The 16,332-nt window shown below is 58.3% G+C and carries 16 protein-coding genes; 9 read left to right on the top strand and 7 right to left on the bottom strand.

Annotated features, from left to right (window positions below; all coding sequences use genetic code 11):
• Nucleotides 1-100: 100 nt before the first annotated feature.
• Nucleotides 101-292, bottom strand: coding sequence for a hypothetical protein (locus PMI27_RS31215; protein WP_134097349.1), 192 nt, complete (start codon nucleotides 290-292; stop codon nucleotides 101-103).
• On the opposite strand from PMI27_RS31215, the gene PMI27_RS20320 reads away from it, so the two are divergent.
• From PMI27_RS20320 to PMI27_RS20300, 6 genes are all read left to right on the top strand, one after another.
• Complete coding sequence (locus PMI27_RS20320; protein ID WP_008151517.1) at nucleotides 291-1,208, top strand: bifunctional helix-turn-helix transcriptional regulator/GNAT family N-acetyltransferase; 918 nt, start codon at nucleotides 291-293, stop codon at nucleotides 1,206-1,208. The genes PMI27_RS31215 and PMI27_RS20320 overlap by 2 nt on opposite strands.
• Before the next feature lie 5 nt (nucleotides 1,209-1,213).
• Complete coding sequence (locus tag PMI27_RS32240; protein ID WP_274519669.1) at nucleotides 1,214-1,345, top strand: hypothetical protein; 132 nt, start codon at nucleotides 1,214-1,216, stop codon at nucleotides 1,343-1,345.
• Between the two features lie 94 nt (nucleotides 1,346-1,439).
• The gene (locus PMI27_RS20315; RefSeq protein WP_008151518.1) at nucleotides 1,440-1,730 is read left to right on the top strand and encodes a hypothetical protein; all 291 of its coding nucleotides are present in this window, start codon (nucleotides 1,440-1,442) and stop codon (nucleotides 1,728-1,730) included.
• A 228-nt stretch (nucleotides 1,731-1,958) separates the two neighbouring features.
• Nucleotides 1,959-3,383 carry a GGDEF domain-containing protein gene (locus PMI27_RS20310; protein WP_008151519.1) on the top strand — a complete coding sequence of 475 codons (1,425 nt, stop codon included), beginning with the start codon at nucleotides 1,959-1,961 and terminating at the stop codon, nucleotides 3,381-3,383.
• Nucleotides 3,384-3,552: 169 nt separating this feature from the next.
• Nucleotides 3,553-5,052, top strand: coding sequence for a DUF3300 domain-containing protein (locus tag PMI27_RS20305; RefSeq protein ID WP_008151520.1), 1,500 nt, complete (start codon nucleotides 3,553-3,555; stop codon nucleotides 5,050-5,052).
• A 26-nt stretch (nucleotides 5,053-5,078) separates the two neighbouring features.
• Nucleotides 5,079-5,966 carry a DUF2950 domain-containing protein gene (locus PMI27_RS20300; RefSeq protein ID WP_008151521.1) on the top strand — a complete coding sequence of 296 codons (888 nt, stop codon included), beginning with the start codon at nucleotides 5,079-5,081 and terminating at the stop codon, nucleotides 5,964-5,966.
• A 122-nt stretch (nucleotides 5,967-6,088) separates the two neighbouring features.
• Here the strand turns inward: PMI27_RS20300 and PMI27_RS20295 are convergent, their stop codons facing one another.
• Both PMI27_RS20295 and PMI27_RS20290 read right to left on the bottom strand, forming a co-directional pair.
• Nucleotides 6,089-6,991: a universal stress protein gene (locus PMI27_RS20295; RefSeq protein ID WP_008151522.1), complete on the bottom strand. Its 903-nt coding sequence runs from the start codon at nucleotides 6,989-6,991 to the stop codon at nucleotides 6,089-6,091.
• A 177-nt stretch (nucleotides 6,992-7,168) separates the two neighbouring features.
• Complete coding sequence (locus tag PMI27_RS20290) at nucleotides 7,169-7,789, bottom strand: cell wall hydrolase (RefSeq protein ID WP_008151523.1); 621 nt, start codon at nucleotides 7,787-7,789, stop codon at nucleotides 7,169-7,171.
• A gap of 175 nt (nucleotides 7,790-7,964) precedes the next feature.
• Between PMI27_RS20290 and PMI27_RS20285 the strand changes: the two genes are divergently transcribed.
• Nucleotides 7,965-8,816: a CAP domain-containing protein gene (locus PMI27_RS20285; RefSeq protein WP_008151524.1), complete on the top strand. Its 852-nt coding sequence runs from the start codon at nucleotides 7,965-7,967 to the stop codon at nucleotides 8,814-8,816.
• A gap of 69 nt (nucleotides 8,817-8,885) precedes the next feature.
• On the opposite strand, the gene PMI27_RS30315 is transcribed toward PMI27_RS20285, so the two are convergent.
• From PMI27_RS30315 to PMI27_RS20270, 4 genes are all read right to left on the bottom strand, one after another.
• Nucleotides 8,886-9,041 carry a DUF2474 domain-containing protein gene (locus PMI27_RS30315; protein WP_008151525.1) on the bottom strand — a complete coding sequence of 52 codons (156 nt, stop codon included), beginning with the start codon at nucleotides 9,039-9,041 and terminating at the stop codon, nucleotides 8,886-8,888.
• Nucleotides 9,028-10,044 carry a cytochrome d ubiquinol oxidase subunit II gene (gene cydB, locus PMI27_RS20280; protein ID WP_008151526.1) on the bottom strand — a complete coding sequence of 339 codons (1,017 nt, stop codon included), beginning with the start codon at nucleotides 10,042-10,044 and terminating at the stop codon, nucleotides 9,028-9,030. The genes PMI27_RS30315 and cydB overlap by 14 nt, the downstream gene beginning before the upstream one ends.
• Before the next feature lie 17 nt (nucleotides 10,045-10,061).
• Nucleotides 10,062-11,483: a cytochrome ubiquinol oxidase subunit I gene (locus tag PMI27_RS20275; RefSeq protein ID WP_008151527.1), complete on the bottom strand. Its 1,422-nt coding sequence runs from the start codon at nucleotides 11,481-11,483 to the stop codon at nucleotides 10,062-10,064.
• 137 nt (nucleotides 11,484-11,620) lie between these two features.
• Nucleotides 11,621-13,945, bottom strand: a complete 2,325-nt coding sequence (locus tag PMI27_RS20270; RefSeq protein ID WP_008151528.1) for an FdhF/YdeP family oxidoreductase — start codon at nucleotides 13,943-13,945, stop codon at nucleotides 11,621-11,623.
• A gap of 331 nt (nucleotides 13,946-14,276) precedes the next feature.
• Here PMI27_RS20270 and moaA point away from each other — a divergent pair, with 331 nt between their 5' ends.
• Nucleotides 14,277-15,275 (top strand): GTP 3',8-cyclase MoaA, encoded by a 999-nt coding sequence (gene moaA / locus PMI27_RS20265; RefSeq protein WP_008151531.1) that lies wholly within the window; start codon nucleotides 14,277-14,279, stop codon nucleotides 15,273-15,275.
• A gap of 5 nt (nucleotides 15,276-15,280) precedes the next feature.
• The gene (locus PMI27_RS20260; RefSeq protein ID WP_008151533.1) at nucleotides 15,281-16,180 is read left to right on the top strand and encodes a bestrophin family protein; all 900 of its coding nucleotides are present in this window, start codon (nucleotides 15,281-15,283) and stop codon (nucleotides 16,178-16,180) included.
• The last annotated feature ends 152 nt before the right edge of the window (nucleotides 16,181-16,332 follow it).

Below are 16,332 nucleotides of genomic sequence, written 5' to 3' on the forward strand. Positions count from 1 at the left end.
TATCACATTCCAGCGCCTGAACCAGAGGAGCAGCCACCGCACAACAGACACACGCAGGAGCAGTTGCAACCGGAAGTCGCACCTCTAGAAAAGCCGATGATCATTTGGCGTAGCTTGATGCTTGAGCAGTAACGAGAAATGGTTGAAGCCACTCCTCAATCGAAACAATGCTTACATCGTCACAAGCTCGTAGCGAATGGCAAGTTTGCAAAAAGCGAATGTAGGCAGGATTGACATATTTGCCTAAGTCAACCATATAATTGACAAAAGCAACTATATGGGGATTTTCCATGTCCGCAACCATTACTGAGCGCGCCGAAACGGTACGCCGCTTTAACCGGTTCTACACCCACCAGATCGGCGCGTTGCAAGAGCACCTGCTTAAGGCCGAATTTTCGTTGACCGAGGCTCGCATCCTTTATGAATTAGGCGCCAGTGCTGGCCTGAAGAGTTCAGACCTCTGTCAGATGCTTGGCCTGGACGCCGGCTACGTTAGCCGGGTCATCGGTGGATTCGAGAAAAAAGGCTTGATTGGCAGGACTCGCTCGGCAAGCGATGCCCGAGCATCTCAAATCCAGCTCACCGATCCTGGTCGCACCGTGCTGGCCTCGCTGGAGCAAGCCGCTCGCGAGGAAGTCGTGTTGATGCTGCAAGGCTTGCCTGAGCCACAGCAAGAGCAATTGACCCAAGCCATGAAACGGATACAGGCGCTATTAGGCGACACAGATCCCTCCTACCTCCTGCGCGATCCTGAAGCGGGTGATATGGGGATTGTCGTTCAGCAGCAAGCTCAACTATATGCCCGCGAATACGGATGGAATTCGGAATTCGAAGCGCTGGTGGCAGAAATAGTCGCCAAATACCTTCGTGAATTCGATCAGTCCTGCGAGCGATGCTGGATCGCGGAAAAAGATGGCAAGGTTATCGGTTCGGTCTTTGTCGTCAGGCATGACGAGACGACCGCCAAACTGCGAATGCTCTACGTGGATGCAAGTGCCCGAGGCATGGGAATCGGCAATCGGTTGCTTGAAGAAAGTCTGCGATTTGCACGGGGCGCCGGTTACACGAGCATGATGCTCTGGACAACCAGCGTGCTTTGCGATGCCCGAAAGCTCTATCAAAAGGCAGGTTTTCAATTGGTCGAAGAGGAACAGGTACGCAGTTTCGGAAAAGACCTCGTCAGCCAGACCTGGGCTCGGGATCTGTAGTGGCGTTGACGGCACCAAGTGCGGGGTTGCCCACCATCCGCATGGGTCAGTATCTGACCTATCGACGTTGCCATGAAGCTATCGGCCAGGAGCTGCCGGTGGTCGTTGCATTACGCTTGTCACCGGCGTTTGACTAAGCTGAACAAATCGGTACGAACAGAAACCCAAGTGATAGCCGCCATCAGCGGATCCGGGTGGGTATCAAGACGGTAAATCATAAAGGAGACGACTATGTATGCGGTCATAAGAACCTACTCAGGCCCTGGTGCAAAGCAGCTTTTCGATGTTTTAGAAAAGCAAAAGGCCGACGTCGAAGCTGCCCTCCGGAAAGTGGCTGGCCTCGCAAGCTACACACTGCTACCTCTCGGTGATGGTGGTATGTCGGTGACGGTTTGCACGGACAAGGCCGGCACCGATGAGAGCATGAAAGTCGCTCGCGACTGGATTCAGAAAAACGCCTCGCACATCCACGCGAACCCGCCGGTCGTTACGGAAGGTCCGGTCATTGTGCAGATCAATTAGCGCGCCCTAGCGATCCTCACGACAACATTCGTCATGCGTTAATTGTGTTCACGTGAACATTTTTACCTGCTTGCGCAGCAGAAACTGGTAACGAGTCTAATATTGAATTGCCATAGATCGGTCCATCCCCTATCTGCGTAAAGAGGCGAAGGACCGTTGGCAGGCAGGTGTCTCTGGAGCCAACACCGGACCGGTGCCGGCTAGATAGATTTCAAATTGGAGGGAACCATGAGCAATCTCATCGCCAGCGGCGAGCCACCTGAAGCCGTTCGCCTCATGGTCAAGGTTTATGCTTACTTGCTGCTCGCAGGATTTGCGTTTGTTCCGGCCTATCTGATTGGCTACTTGTACGTCTTTCAAGACCCTACCCTTATTTTCGAGAACCACCTGTTCCATATCATTGCGATCACGGCAGCCACCTTGGCGGGCTTGTTTGTGACTTACGTCACGTGGCGCTGCTATCAGTCATCGGGAGATCCGCTGCTGCGATGGATGACGCTTGGTTTTCTCGGTTTTGTACTGATCTACGCGCTGCATGGTGCGTTCACCGGGCTTGCACACCACAATATCTGGCTCTTCCTGCTGTATGGACCGGCCTCTCGATTGGTCATGTCGATGCTGCTGTTAGTCGGAATGCTGTCTTACCACCGCCCACCTGATGACGCGGACCAACGAATGAAGGCCCGTCCGTGGTTGACCTGGATAGGACTGTTCCTGCTGGTTGATGTGGCTGTGGCGTACGTCGCGAATTCACCGATCGCCGGCAATCTCGCAGTGCGCCTCTCGATGGAAGGTGGTGCCCTCATTCTTTCCACATTGACCGTGGTAATACTCCTGCTGCGCCGTATCCGTTCGCCGCTGATGATGATTTTTGTCGTCTCGGTCACCGCGTTCGCGCTGTCGTCGCTTGCCTTCATCCTTGCACGTCCATGGAACCACATGTGGTGGCTCGCTCATGCGATCTTCGCCGGTGGGTTCTTCATGTTGAGCTATGGGGTCGTGCAAGCGTTCCTCACCACACGGTCGTTCTCGAAGATTTACAGCCAAGAGGAGCTGATGGTGCGTCTGGCCGAAGCGATGGCCTATACCGAGAGCGCCCTGCAGGAACTGCAGCGCACCAATCAAGAACTCGGGCACCTTGCGGCCACCGATCCTCTGACGGGTGCTGATAATCGGCGTCGGTTCATGGAGCGGGTTGAAGTCGAAATGGGCCGGACCAAGCGCGGCGGTGAGCCGTTCTCCGTGTTGGCACTCGACCTGGATAATTTCAAGTCCATCAACGATCGCTTCGGGCATCAGGTTGGCGACGACATCCTGAAAGATTTCGTGGAGAAATGCCTCGATTCGATCCGCCCGTATGACGGCGTAGCCCGAGTGGGCGGGGAAGAATTCATGATTCTGCTACCGCAGACTTCACTTGAGGGCGCGCACGTCATCGCTGAGCGTCTGCGAAGCACCGTCGCAAATAATTCTTTTCATGGCCTGCAGCGGTTAACCGTGGTCACCGTGAGCATCGGCGTAGCGCAATCCGGCCGCGACGGCGACACCATCGAAACCATTCTGCGTGCAGCCGATCAACGCCTGTATCACGCTAAACACGAAGGCCGTAACCGTGTGGTCACGACCATCGAAGCCAGCCTCCAATCGCTGTGAAAGCGTCGGCACCGATATTCAGCTTTGCACCACAGCATTGGGCGTTAGGTTGGTGATGTACCATTAAGCCACGGCATCGAAGCTGAGGTTTGCGGCTAGCAAAGTCGGCTTTCATCTCCCTGGCGTTGATCCACCCATTTCAAGCCTGCCTGATCACAGGGAGGGAGCAATGCGTATTCCCTTGTTTTACGCGATGTCGGTTGCACTGTTCTTGAGTGGATCTGCGTGCCTTGCGCAAACCACGGGCGCGACCGCCCCTGTCCCGACGAATACAGCCCCGACAACCCCTGCCGGGACAGCGCCCGTCACGGCACCGGCCAAGGATGCCGTGTTTACGCAGGAGCAGTTGGCCCAAATGCTGGCGCCCATCGCCCTTTACCCGGACCCGTTGCTGGCGCAGGTATTGATGGCGAGCACCTACCCCGGCGAAATCGCCGAGGCGGTGACCTGGTCCAAGGCTCACCCGAACGCCAAGGGCGACGAGGCGGTCAAGCAAGTGGCCAGCCAGCCGTGGGATCCGAGCGTACAGGCACTGGTCGCCTTCCCGCAGGTCCTGGCCACGCTGGGACAGGACCCGGTCTGGGTACAACGCCTGGGTGATGCCTTCCTCGCGCAACCGGACGATCTCATGGATGGCGTGCAACGCTTGCGTCATCAGGCGCAAGCCGCAGGCAATCTTCAGAGCAACCAGTACCAGAACGTGACGGTGCAGAATGTTGCGACACCGGCACCCGCGCCCACAGCTCAGGCACCCGCCCCCGCGCCTGCCAGCAGCACGTCGACCATCATCATTCAGCCCGCCGATCCGCAGGTGGTGTACGTACCCGCTTATAACCCGACAACCACCTACGGCACTTGGGCCTACCCTGCGTCGCCGCCCCCGTACTACCCGCCGCCGCCCGCCTATTACCCCGGTTCGGCACTGATGGCCGGATTGGCGTTCGGGACCGGTGTGGCGATCATCGGCTCGCTGTGGGGAGACTGTGACTGGGGCAATAACGACATCGACATCGACGTCGATCGCTACAACAACATCAATCGCAACAACCAGATCACCAATAATCAAAACAAGTGGCAGCACAACGCCGTTCACCGTGATGGCGTTCCCTATCGAGACTCTCGGAGCCGTGGACAATACGGCCGGCAACTCAACGGTGCCAACCAGCGTGAGGCGTATCGAGGGGACGATGCCCAGCGCGCCCAGGCCCGTGAAAATGCCCGTAGTTCAATGGACAAACACGGTATCGAACGACCTGCCACCAGCAACCGCCAGGCCCGTGATCAAGCGCGCAAGGCGCAGTCCGATGCCTCGGTCGGCAATCGGATGCAAGCCGGTGCGGACAGACCGAGGACGGCTGACCGGAGCCAGGGCACGGCCAAAAACATCCGTGAGAATCAGCAGCCCAGGAGAGAGAACGCTCAGGTGAATCAGCGCACAAAAGACTCTTCGCAGGCGCGCCAGACTGCGCAGAGGCAACCGGCCGCCAGTCGCGGCAGCGCCCGCGACAATGCCTTCGCCGGCGCGCGTTCCCCTTCCCAGTCCAACGCACAAGCACTTCGTGGCCGGACCAGCCAGGCATCCGCCCAGCGCCCCAGTGCCGCGCGATCGACCGGCCACCAGATCAGTCGGCCGTCCGCGCCGGCGCGTTCAAGGGGGGGACGTCGGTGAACAACTCTCTGCGAGTGAAGGTGCTCATGGGCCTGCTGGCGATAACGGCCGGCTTGGCGTGGACGTGCATGGCGGCGGCACAGGAGGCATTTCCAACACCGGAAGAAGCTGCTGAGGCGCTCGTCAAGGCCTTGGGTACGGGAACCCCCGATCAGGTACGCCTGACAGAGCTGCTGGGCGATGACTGGCGCACTTACATTCCCCGCGAAGGCGTGCAAAGCAGTGATGTGGATGCGTTTTTGAAGCAGTACCACGAGCAGCACCAGATTGAAAAACCCAGCGAGCGCAAGGCGATCCTGTCAGTCGGCAGTGACCACTGGACACTGCCTATCCCCATGACAAAAGGTACGAACGGCTGGCGCTTCGACATGAAGGTCGCCGGCGTCGAAATCCGTGCCCGTCGCATTGGCCGCAACGAACTGGACGCCGTGCAAGCGGCGCTGACCTATCACGATGCTCAGATGGACTATGCCTCAGTGGATCGTGACGGGGACGGCGCACTTGAATATGCGCAGAAAATCTTCAGCACCCCCGGCAAGCATGACGGCCTCTATTGGGCGGACGACGACAGCGGTCAGATCAGTCCGTTGGGGCCGTTGTTCGGCAAAGCCATCAACGACGAAGACTGGCATGGTTACCACTTCCGCATCCTTGATGCCCAAGGTCCGTCGGCACCAGGTGGCGCCTACAGCTACCGCATCGGCGACAAAATGAGCCGAGGCTTTGCCCTGATCGCTTGGCCGGCAAAATATGATGACACCGGGGTGATGAGTTTCATGATCAGTCATGAGGGACAGGTGTTTGAGAAAGACCTTGGCCCCAATGGCGATAAACTGGCGAAGGCAATGAAACGCTTTGATCCGGATGACAGTTGGAAGGAGGTTTCTGAAGACCAGGAGCCATCCAGACTTTGATATCAGGTCGTTCTGGAAAATCACTTTCCGATGTTCATGAGGGATATCTCAACACGCGCCCTCAAAAAATCCCGCCCCAGTCGCTGAGGCGCTCTTTGCGAGTCTTTTAATAGCGAATCCATTCACTGATCCGCAGACCCGGTAACGGCGAAAATGTTGCAGGGCACTTGATACAGAACATGCTCCGTCGTACTGCCCACCCATTTGCCCAGTCCCTTGCGATGTGCATTTCCCATGACGATCACATCGGCCCGGTGATGCGCTGCAAAGTCGGACAGCGCTTTGCCAGGTGGCCCTTCAACGAAGTGTTGTCGCTCAGTGGGCACACCGTAGTGGTCGGCCAATGCGATAAATGACTTTTGCAGTGACTTGCGCACATCGCTGCTGAAACCTGGCATCGTCACTGCACCAGCGCCTGCGTCGGATATATGTGTCCGCGATAGATCGTAGGCATGCAGTAGATGCAGTTCCGCGCTGCATTGCATTGACAATCCGTTCGCCGCCTGGATGATGCGGTCGTTGATGCCAGTGATCTGAGTCTCAGGTTGTGACGGATCGACTGCCGCCACTACCACCCGCGGAAGTGGACACCTGATTTCGCTGACCAGATGCACAGCCACCGGACATTCACGCAACAGGTGCCAATCCAGAGGCGTAATGAAAACGCGTTTGAGCGCTGACTCGTGATGCACGTCCTTGATAACCAGTTCGGGCTGCATTTCTGCCACATGCCGAAGTATTTCTTGCAGCGCAGTTCGCGTAACAAGCACTTCGGTACTCACCATGACCCCGCGCTCGCGTATTAGATCGGCCTCATCCTTCAACCATTTTTCGTTCTCTTGCTGACAGGCCTCACGAAAACGTGCACCAGCGCTCTTCAAACCCAAGAGGCTGGAGTCTTCGATAAACACCGTGATGTGCAGCGCTGCGCCAGTGGCTTCGGCAATGGCGACAGCTCGCTCCAACGCCGGGGTATGACGCATGCCTGGACCGGCTATCAGAAAGAGTCGTTGATACTGGCTCATGTAACACCTCCAAACGTTCCGGGATATCTAGCTCCCCCAGCACTCTGGCCTGTCACACCACCGGCGATTTACTATCGCCTCAACAATCTGGATCGACACTATCAATATACGCCTGGATTCCCGAGTTTGAAGCCATAGGCTTTGAGGATGGCGTGGACCTCGCTCATGCGAACGTCCCTACTTCGCCGTCCCACCCCGCGGCTTGTAAAAAAGAAACATCGAGGTCTCGGTGGTCTTGATGTATTTCCTGGCCCAAGCGGGTTTCACTTTCCTGTCGTGGAAATACATCGCGCCGTGGGTTCGGTCGTTCAGTTGCTTGTTGAGCGCCTTGCGCGCGATTTCCTTGGCAATCGCGTATTGGGTTTCTTCCTGGACCTGATCCGAGCGCCCATCACACCACCACGAAAACTGACAATTTTTGCTTTCAGAACCCTGCTTGACCACGGCGCATACCGTGTCCGGAAAGCCCTCATGGCCCAAGCGGTTCATGACGACGCTGGCGACGGCTTCCATGTCGGCGGACGATTTGCCTTTGGACTCCCAATAGATGGAGCGGGCCAGACAGGTGATCGCATCGTCCAGCGGCGACGCGCCGGCGGGATCGACGGCCTGAACTTCAGAGGTGGTGATGGTTTCGGACTTGGGCACAGGGACTTCGGTGCCCTTCTCCGCAGCTTTTTGCTCCAGGACCTCGGCCTTGTCCTCAGCCACTTCCTTTTTTTGCTCCTGCTCAGACGCGATGGCCTGGCCGGCGAGAAGGGTTATTGCCAAGCAGGTGGCTATCCAGACAACTCGCATGATCGACCCTTCGGACGGAACCGGAAGCACGCCGAACCGGCGACTTTGCTTGATTGTAGTTGCCAGAATTCATTCCAGCAGACGGACAAAAAAACTGTCGTCGGGCGTGAAAAGTCATTGCGCTCGCGGGGGTGAAATCGCGCATCATGGGCGCAGTCAGCTCAAGGGGAATTCCATGCGCTTCAAATCATCTGCTATGCGTCTTGCCACGTTGTCACTGGGGATGTTGTTCGCCGTGAATGCATTGGCGGCCGACGAGAAACAACTGATTGATTCGATCAACCTCTACCGCAGCCAGGTGCAGCGCTGCGCAGGTCAGGTCTCGCAGGAACTGCCACCGCTGGCCGGCGACCCACGGCTGGCGCTGAACGCCAACAGCGTCGGCAATCTGCAACAGGCAATGGCCAGCGCGGGTTATCCGATGAAGAATGTACAGGCGATCAGCCTGTCCGGGCCGCGTGATGCTCCATCGGCGATGAAAGCCATTCAGGAAAGCTTTTGCCAGATCGTGCTGGACCCGCAATTCGTCGATGTCGGCGTCAGCCATCAGGACCGCGAGTGGCGCATCGTGCTGGCGCGTCCACTGTTGAGCGCTCGCCTGGGCGACTGGCAGGCGGAAGGCCAGAAGCTGCTGGCCGAGCTCAACGTCGTACGCAGCCAACCGCGCCAGTGCGGCACGCAATCCTTTGCCGCCACCACGCCACTGGCCTGGAACGCCGCGCTGGCGACGGCGGCCGAGGAGCACGCCCGGTCAATGGCCAACAACAATTACTTCGATCACAAGGACCGCGATGGTCGCATGCCGGGTGACCGGGCTGAATTGGCCGGTTACAGCGGCGGGCAGGTCGGCGAGAACATCGCTGCCGGCCAGGACACCGTGCGCAAGGTGGTCGATGGCTGGGTGTCCAGCGCCGGTCACTGCGCGAACCTGATGAACCCACAGTACCGGGAGTTGGGCGCGGCCTATGCGGTTGATCCGAAGAGTGATCCGGGGATTTACTGGACGGCGATGTTCGGGGCGCAATAAGTTCGGGACGCCCGATAGAAAAAAACCGGAACCCTGTCATGGGGCTCCGGTTTTTTTTTGCAGTGATCGTCAGTGGGTACTCATCCCGGCCGCCTGCATCAACAATCGCAATGCCCCCGCCACGACACCCAACGCCAGCACACTGCCCAGCCAGATCAACACAAGCCACCCGAGGCGCCGATACCAGCGCGCGGGTTCAGGTTGACGCGATTTAATGGTAGCCATCACCGATCCTCACTTTGCCGCGGAACACGTAGTAGCTCCAGCAGGTGTACATCAGGATGATCGGGAGAATGAACAGGGCCCCGATCAAAATGAACAACTGGCTGGAGGGTGGTGACGCCGCAGCCCACAGGCTGATCGACGGTGGCACGATGTTCGGCCAGACGCTGAACGCCAGCCCGATGTAACCCAAGAACACGAGCATCAAGGTGAAGGCGAACGGCCAATGGGTGTGGCGTTGACGCAAAGTTCTGAGCAGCCCGAACATCGCCAGCAAAGCCAGTACCGCCAACGCACCGAACACCGCCAGGTGCGCATGGGCAAACCAGCGGGTTGCAATCTCCGGGTGCAGGACTGGCGTCCAGACGCAGATCACCCCGATCACCGCCAACAACAGCCAGGCCAGCGGCCGGGTGAACAGGCGCATCCGCGATTCCAGCATGCCCTCGGTCTTGACCAGCAACCAGGTACTGCCCAGCAACGCGTAAGCGACGACCAGACCAAAACCGCAGAACAACGGAAACGGTGCCAGCCAGTCCAGCGTGCCGCCGGCGAACTGTCGATCGACCACCGGGATGCCGGCAATGTAAGTGCCGATGACCACACCTTGGGAGAACGTCGCCAACAGCGAACCGCCGATAAACGCCAAGTCCCAGATGTGGCGCTTTTCAGGGCTGGCCTTGAAGCGAAACTCAAATGCCACGCCGCGAAAAATCAACCCGCACAACATCAGGATCAGCGGCAGGTACAACGCTTCCAGAATCACCGAATACGCCAGCGGAAACGCGCCATACAGGGCCGCGCCACCCAGCACCAGCCAGGTCTCGTTGCCGTCCCAGACCGGCGCGACGGTGTTCATCATCACATCGCGTTCCCGTACATCCGGGATCAAGGGGAACAGGATGCCCAACCCCAGATCGAACCCGTCCATGATCACGTACATCATCACGCCGAAGGCGATGATCACGCCCCAGATCAACGATAAATCGATACCTTGAATACCCATGACTCAACTCCCCTTCTTCAATGGACGCGAGCGTCGGTTTCGAGGGTTTCGGCGTCGGCGGACAGCGGCCTGCGCGGCGTGATCACCTGACCGAAAGCGTCGCCACCCGGATGTTCGTGATGCGGTTGCGGCCCTTTGCGCACCAGTTTCATCATGTAGCCGATCCCCACCGTGAACACCGAGAAGTAGATCAACACAAACAGCGCCAACGAAATGCTCAACTGCATGGCGGTGTGATGAGAGGCGGCATCGGCGGTTCTCATCAGGCCATACACCACCCAGGGTTGGCGCCCCACTTCCGTGGTGATCCAGCCGGCCAGCATGGCGATCAGACCGCTTGGCCCCATCCACAGCACGAAGCGCAGGAACCCGCGATTGCGATAAATCCCACCGCTGCGGCGCAACAGCAGGCCCAGCGCGCCGGCAAGAATCATCAACATGCCAAGGCCAGCCATGACGCGGAAACTCCAGAAGATAATCGTCGCGTTGGGCCGATCCTCTTTCGGGAAGCTTTTGAGCGCGGGGATCTGTTTGTCCAGGCTGTGGGTCAGGATCAGGCTGCCCAGGTACGGAATCTCCAGGGCGTAACGGGTTTTCTCGGCCTGCATGTCGGGGATACCGAACAGCACCAGCGGCGTCGGTTCGTCATTGTTGTTTTCCCAATGCCCTTCAATGGCGGCGATTTTCGCCGGTTGGTGCTCCAGGGTATTCAAGCCGTGGGCATCACCCACCACCGCCTGAATCGGGCAGACGATCAACGCCATCCACAACGCCATCGACAGCATCTTGCGCACTTGTTTGGTGTCATTGCCGCGCAGCAGATGCCACGCCGACGACGAGCCGACAAAGAACGCGGTGGCCACGAACGCTGCAATCGCCATGTGCGCCAGACGGAATGGGAACGATGGGTTGAACACAATGGCCAGCCAATCCAGCGGCATGACCCGGCCGTCAACAATCTCGAAACCCTGAGGTGTTTGCATCCAGCTGTTGGACGCGAGAATCCAGAACGTCGAAATCAACGTGCCGATCGCGACCATGACCGTCGAGAAGAAGTGCAAGCCGCGCCCTACCCGGTTCCAGCCAAACAACATCACGCCGAGGAAACCGGCCTCAAGGAAGAATGCGGTGAGCACTTCGTAGGTCAGCAACGGGCCGGTGATGCTCCCGGCAAAGTCCGAGAAACGGCTCCAGTTGGTGCCGAACTCGTAGGCCATGACCAGCCCCGAGACCACGCCCATGCCGAAATTGACGGCAAAGATCTTCGACCAGAAATGGTAGAGATCACGGTAGGTGTCGTTGTGAGTCTTGAGCCAAAGCCCTTCAAGCACTGCCAGGAAACTGGCCAGGCCGATGGTGATGGCGGGAAAGATGATGTGGAACGAAACCGTGAACGCGAATTGAATTCGCGCCAGGTCCAGTGCCTCCAGGTTAAACATGATGAATATCCTCATCGATGCTGAAAAAAATGCGCCACACGGTCGGGCCACCGCCAGGCCGTTAGGCCTGCAGCCAACACGTGTTGAAAGGTTTTTCGGTGAACCCGGAGCGGCGTGGATGACCGCCCCGGTTTGAACTACGCGACGGAAGACGTAATCACGTTACTCGCGCCCGCTTGCTCGAGCCGGATGGCGACGAACTTGGAAGTCGGGGTGTACGTACGGTCACCGTAACTTTCCAGCGGCACCAGCGGGTTGGTCTCCGGGTAGTACGCGGCCGCCTGGCCGGCCGGAATGTCATAGGCGATCAGGGTAAAACCGCTGACCCGACGCTCGCGATCATCGTCCCAGAGCGCCACCAGATCGACTTTCTGCCCCGGTTCGAAACCGAGTCGACGGATGTCTTGCTCGTTGGCAAACACCACATCGCGCATGCCGTAAACCCCGCGATAGCGATCGTCCAGACCGTACAGCGTGGTGTTGTACTGATCGTGGGAGCGCATGGTCTGCAGGATCAGATGCGGCTTCACTTTCAGGTTGCGCACGCCTTCGCTGATCAGATGTTCCGGCAGTACGCTCGGGATGAATCGGGCTTTGCCGGTCGCGGTTTTCCAGAGACGATTCGACGCGTCGTTCGGCATATGGAAACCACCCGGGTGCAGCAAGCGTTGATTGAAATCCTCGAAGCCGGGAATGGTGTCGGCAATCATGTTGCGGATGCGGCCGTAGTCACCAATGGCCCAGTTCCAGTCGATCGGATGCTTGCCCAGTGTCGCCGCGGCGATCCCGGCAACGATCGCCGGTTCCGAACGCAGGTGTACCGACTTGGGTTTCAACTGACCATGGGAGATGTGGATCATGCTGAAGGTGTCTTCCACGGTGACGCCTTGCGGCCCCTCGGCTTGCACGTCGATGTCGGTGCGGCCCAGGCACGGCAAGATCAGCGCTTCACGCCCGGTGACCAAATGGCTGCGGTTGAGCTTGGTCGCGATGTGCACCGTGAGGTCGCATTTGCGCAAGGCCGCATGGGTACGCGGCGTATCCGGGGTAGCCTGAGCGAAGTTGCCGCCCAGGGCGATAAACACTTTTGAAAGCCCCTGCTCCATCGCACCGATCGCCATCACGGTGTTGTGGCCATGCTCACGCGGCGGTTTGAACGAAAAGCGTTTTTCCAGCGCATCGAGCAATTCGACCGGCGCCAGTTCGTTGATGCCCATGGTGCGGTCGCCTTGCACGTTGCTGTGCCCGCGAACCGGCGACAGGCCAGCGCCGGGACGACCGACATTGCCGCGCAGCAACATCAGGTTGATGACTTCCTGCAGCATCGGCACCGAGTGCGTGTGTTGGGTCAAGCCCATCGCCCAGCACATGATCACGCGCTTGGCTTTGGCGTACATGCGTGCGGCCAGTTCGATGTCGGCCTGGGTCATGCCGGACTGCTGCTCGATGTGCGCCCAACTGGTCGCGTCGACTTCGGCCAGATAAGCCTCCATTCCCGAGGTGTGTTCGGCGATGAAGGCATGGTCAAACACAGGCTCGCCACCGCTGGCCTGCGCTTCGCGCTCCCACTGCAAAAGGAACTTGACCATACCGCGCATGACCGCCATGTCCCCGCCCAGCGCCGGACGGAAGTAGGCGGTGTTGGTCGGTTCGGAGCCGTTCATCAACATCTCGATCGGGTGTTGTGGATGCTGGAAACGCTCCAGCCCACGCTCTTTGAGCGGGTTGATGCAAATTACCTGCGCCCCGCGCTTGACCGCCTCGCGCAGCGGTTCAAGCATCCGTGGGTGATTGGTGCCGGGGTTCTGGCCGATGACAAAGATCGCATCGGCATGCTCCAGATCGTCGAACACCACGGTGCCTTTGCCCACGCCCAGGCTTTCAACCATGCTCACGGCACTGGCCTCGTGGCACATGTTGGAGCAGTCCGGAAAATTGTTGGTGCCGTAGGCCCGCACGAACAATTGGTAGAGAAATGCCGCCTCGTTACTGGCCCGACCCGAGGTATAGAACTCGGCCTGGTCCGGCGATTCCAGCGCATTGAGGTGCCGCGCGATCAGGGCGAACGCTTCGTCCCATGTGGTTTCCACGTAATGATCGGTGGCGGCGTCATAGCGCATCGGATGGGTCAGTCGCCCCTGATACTCCAGCCAGTAATCGCTCTGCTCGGACAGCGTCGAGACGCTGTACTTGGCGAAAAAGGCCGGGTTGACCAGGCGACCGGTCGCTTCCCAGTTAACGGCCTTGGCACCGTTTTCACAGAACTTGACCATGCCGCTTTCCGGCGACTCACCCCACGCGCAACCCGGGCAGTCAAAGCCACCGTTCTGGTTGGTCTTGAGCATGGCGCGGATATTTTTCAGGGCATTTTCACTGCCTAACCAGTTCTTGGTGACACTGATCAGCGCGCCCCAACCGGCGGCGGCGCCTTTGTAGGGTTTGTAACGGTCGACTTGAGACATGGTAATTCTCCGTGACAATGCACACAGGCTTCGACCTGATTAAGGTCTTTGTTCGATTGACGGAGAAAGAATATGAATGGGGATTAAATATTGTCTAATCGCTATTTACGACTGCATTATCGATGACATCTATCATTAGTTTTTATCGTTAAAAATCATACAGTTAGAAATACATAAAACAACTTTCTCTGCTCAAACAAACCCTTCATCGACGCTGTCGATCAGCCGGTCATTAATAGTGATTGGACGCCCACTCTAGTTGCTCTTAGCCTGCGCTCAACAGCTCCGTTAATAGCGGAATACCCATTTCACGGATGCAGGTGAGGATGTCATGTCAGAGCGAGTCTTGATCGATGGGTTCTCCAGGCGTGTGGACTATCTGCGGATGTCTGTCACCGACCGCTGCGATTTCCGTTGCGTGTATTGCATGGCTGAAGACATGCAGTTTCTGCCCCGCCAACGGGTACTGACCCTGGAAGAAATCTATCAACTGGCCGAGAGCTTCGTGGCGTTGGGCACCCGCAAGATCCGCCTCACGGGTGGCGAACCGCTGATCCGTCCGGGGGTGGTGCAACTGTGCGAAAAAATCGCCGCCCTGCCCGGCCTGCGTGAACTGTGCATGACCACCAATGGTTCGCAGCTGGGCAAGCTTGCAGCGCCCTTGTTCGAGGCCGGGGTCAAACGGCTCAACATCAGCCTCGACAGCCTGGACCCGCAACGCTTCCGTGAGCTGACGCGCACCGGCGATCTGGCGCAAGTCATCAACGGCATCGACGCGGCCAACGCCGCGGGATTTCGCCATACCAAACTCAATTGCGTGGTGATGAAGGGCCGTAACGACCATGAGATCAACGACCTCGTGAGCTTTGCCATCGACCGAAATCTCGACATTTCTTTCATCGAAGAAATGCCCCTGGGCACTATCCATGAACACAGCCGCGCCGAGTCGTTTTACGCAAGCAGCCAGGTACGAGAACGGATCGCTGAGCGCTACACGTTGATCGAGTCCGCCGAGTCGACCCAAGGCCCGTCGCGCTACTGGCGCCTGGCCGAGGCACCGCAGATTCGCCTGGGGTTCATTTCCCCCCACAGCCACAACTTTTGTGGCACTTGCAATCGGGTTCGGTTGACGGTGGAAGGTCGTCTGCTGCTGTGTCTGGGTAATGAGCACGCCGTCGATCTCAAGGCCGTTTTGCGCAGCCATCCCGGCCAGCCCGAGCGCCTGGAAAAAGCCATTATCGACTCGATGAAACTCAAACCCTATCGGCACAATTTCGAAGTGAACGACGATGTCCAGGTGGTTCGCTTCATGAACATGACGGGCGGCTGAACACCATGATCGTTAGACCCAAACCCAATCTGATCGGCGTCCTGACGTCACTCAAGGGCTCGATCGCCAAACGAATTGCCTGGCGCAGCCTTCTGGTGACGCTGCTCGCCTCGGCCATCGTGCTCATCGAAACCTTGCACCCGAGCTATTTTTCCAAGGTCAGTGCAACGCCCTTCACCCTGCTGGGTTTGTCGTTGTCGATCTTCATGAGCTTTCGCAACAACGCCTGCTACGACCGCTGGTACGAAGCGCGCAAAGCCTGGGGCGACATGCTGGTGGACGTTCGCTCGATGGTGCGCGAAACCCAGGTCATCAAGGACGCGAATGAGCGACACAATATCCTCAGCAACCTCTGCGGCTTCGCCCATGCACTGAATGCAAAACTGCGCAAAGAAAACGAACTGGCAGCCAGTGGCGAATGGCTGAACCCGATGCCCAAGGACAACGCGGCGGATATCAGCGGGGGGATTCTGCTGCAGGTCGGTCAACAGTGTTCGGCGCTCGCCGAGTCAGGCGCAATCAATGAATGGCGCTATACGCTCATGGCCAACCATTTGACCCGCCTGACCCAGGTGCAAGCGGTTTGTGAGCGGATCAAACACACACCGCTGCCCTTCCCCTACACCTTGTTGCTGCACCGGACCATCTACCTGTTCTGCATTTTGCTGCCCTTCGCGATGGCCGAGCCACTGGGCTGGCTGACACCGATTTTCACCGCCATTGTCAGCTACACCTTTTTCGGTCTGGATGCGATTGGCGATGAGTTGGAAGACCCGTTCGGTCGCGATGAAAACGACCTGCCCACCGATGCACTGGTGCGCAGCGTCGAACGGGATGTGCTGGCGGCACTGGGCGTGACACAACTGCCGCCGCAGCTGGAACCGGTGGACTATGTGTTGAGCTGATGGGCTCGATGATTCACCGGGCATTGGTACATGCCAGTAGACGCAGAACCTGTGGGAGCGGGCTTGCTCGCGAAAGCGGTCTTTCAGTCGACATCAATGTTGGATGTGCCGGCCTCTTCGCGAGCAAGCCCGCTCCCACAGGGGTTTCGTTT

The sequence above is a fragment of the Pseudomonas sp. GM41(2012) genome (assembly GCF_000282315.2).
In the GTDB taxonomy this organism is placed as follows: domain Bacteria; phylum Pseudomonadota; class Gammaproteobacteria; order Pseudomonadales; family Pseudomonadaceae; genus Aquipseudomonas.

Bases quoted from the DNA above. Each gene is read 5' to 3' on its own strand.
- PMI27_RS20320 (WP_008151517.1), top strand. From the start codon at position 291: ATGTCCGCAACCATTACTGAGCGCGCCGAAACGGTACGCCGCTTTAAC.
- PMI27_RS31215 (WP_134097349.1), bottom strand. From the start codon at position 292: ATGGAAAATCCCCATATAGTTGCTTTTGTCAATTATATGGTTGACTTA.
- PMI27_RS20315 (WP_008151518.1), top strand. From the start codon at position 1,440: ATGTATGCGGTCATAAGAACCTACTCAGGCCCTGGTGCAAAGCAGCTT.
- PMI27_RS20310 (WP_008151519.1), top strand. From the start codon at position 1,959: ATGAGCAATCTCATCGCCAGCGGCGAGCCACCTGAAGCCGTTCGCCTC.
- PMI27_RS20305 (WP_008151520.1), top strand. From the start codon at position 3,553: ATGCGTATTCCCTTGTTTTACGCGATGTCGGTTGCACTGTTCTTGAGT.
- PMI27_RS20300 (WP_008151521.1), top strand. From the start codon at position 5,079: ATGGGCCTGCTGGCGATAACGGCCGGCTTGGCGTGGACGTGCATGGCG.
- PMI27_RS20295 (WP_008151522.1), bottom strand. From the start codon at position 6,991: ATGAGCCAGTATCAACGACTCTTTCTGATAGCCGGTCCAGGCATGCGT.
- PMI27_RS20290 (WP_008151523.1), bottom strand. From the start codon at position 7,789: ATGCGAGTTGTCTGGATAGCCACCTGCTTGGCAATAACCCTTCTCGCC.
- PMI27_RS20285 (WP_008151524.1), top strand. From the start codon at position 7,965: ATGCGCTTCAAATCATCTGCTATGCGTCTTGCCACGTTGTCACTGGGG.
- PMI27_RS30315 (WP_008151525.1), bottom strand. From the start codon at position 9,041: ATGGCTACCATTAAATCGCGTCAACCTGAACCCGCGCGCTGGTATCGG.
- cydB (WP_008151526.1), bottom strand. From the start codon at position 10,044: ATGGGTATTCAAGGTATCGATTTATCGTTGATCTGGGGCGTGATCATC.
- PMI27_RS20275 (WP_008151527.1), bottom strand. From the start codon at position 11,483: ATGTTTAACCTGGAGGCACTGGACCTGGCGCGAATTCAATTCGCGTTC.
- PMI27_RS20270 (WP_008151528.1), bottom strand. From the start codon at position 13,945: ATGTCTCAAGTCGACCGTTACAAACCCTACAAAGGCGCCGCCGCCGGT.
- moaA (WP_008151531.1), top strand. From the start codon at position 14,277: ATGTCAGAGCGAGTCTTGATCGATGGGTTCTCCAGGCGTGTGGACTAT.
- PMI27_RS20260 (WP_008151533.1), top strand. From the start codon at position 15,281: ATGATCGTTAGACCCAAACCCAATCTGATCGGCGTCCTGACGTCACTC.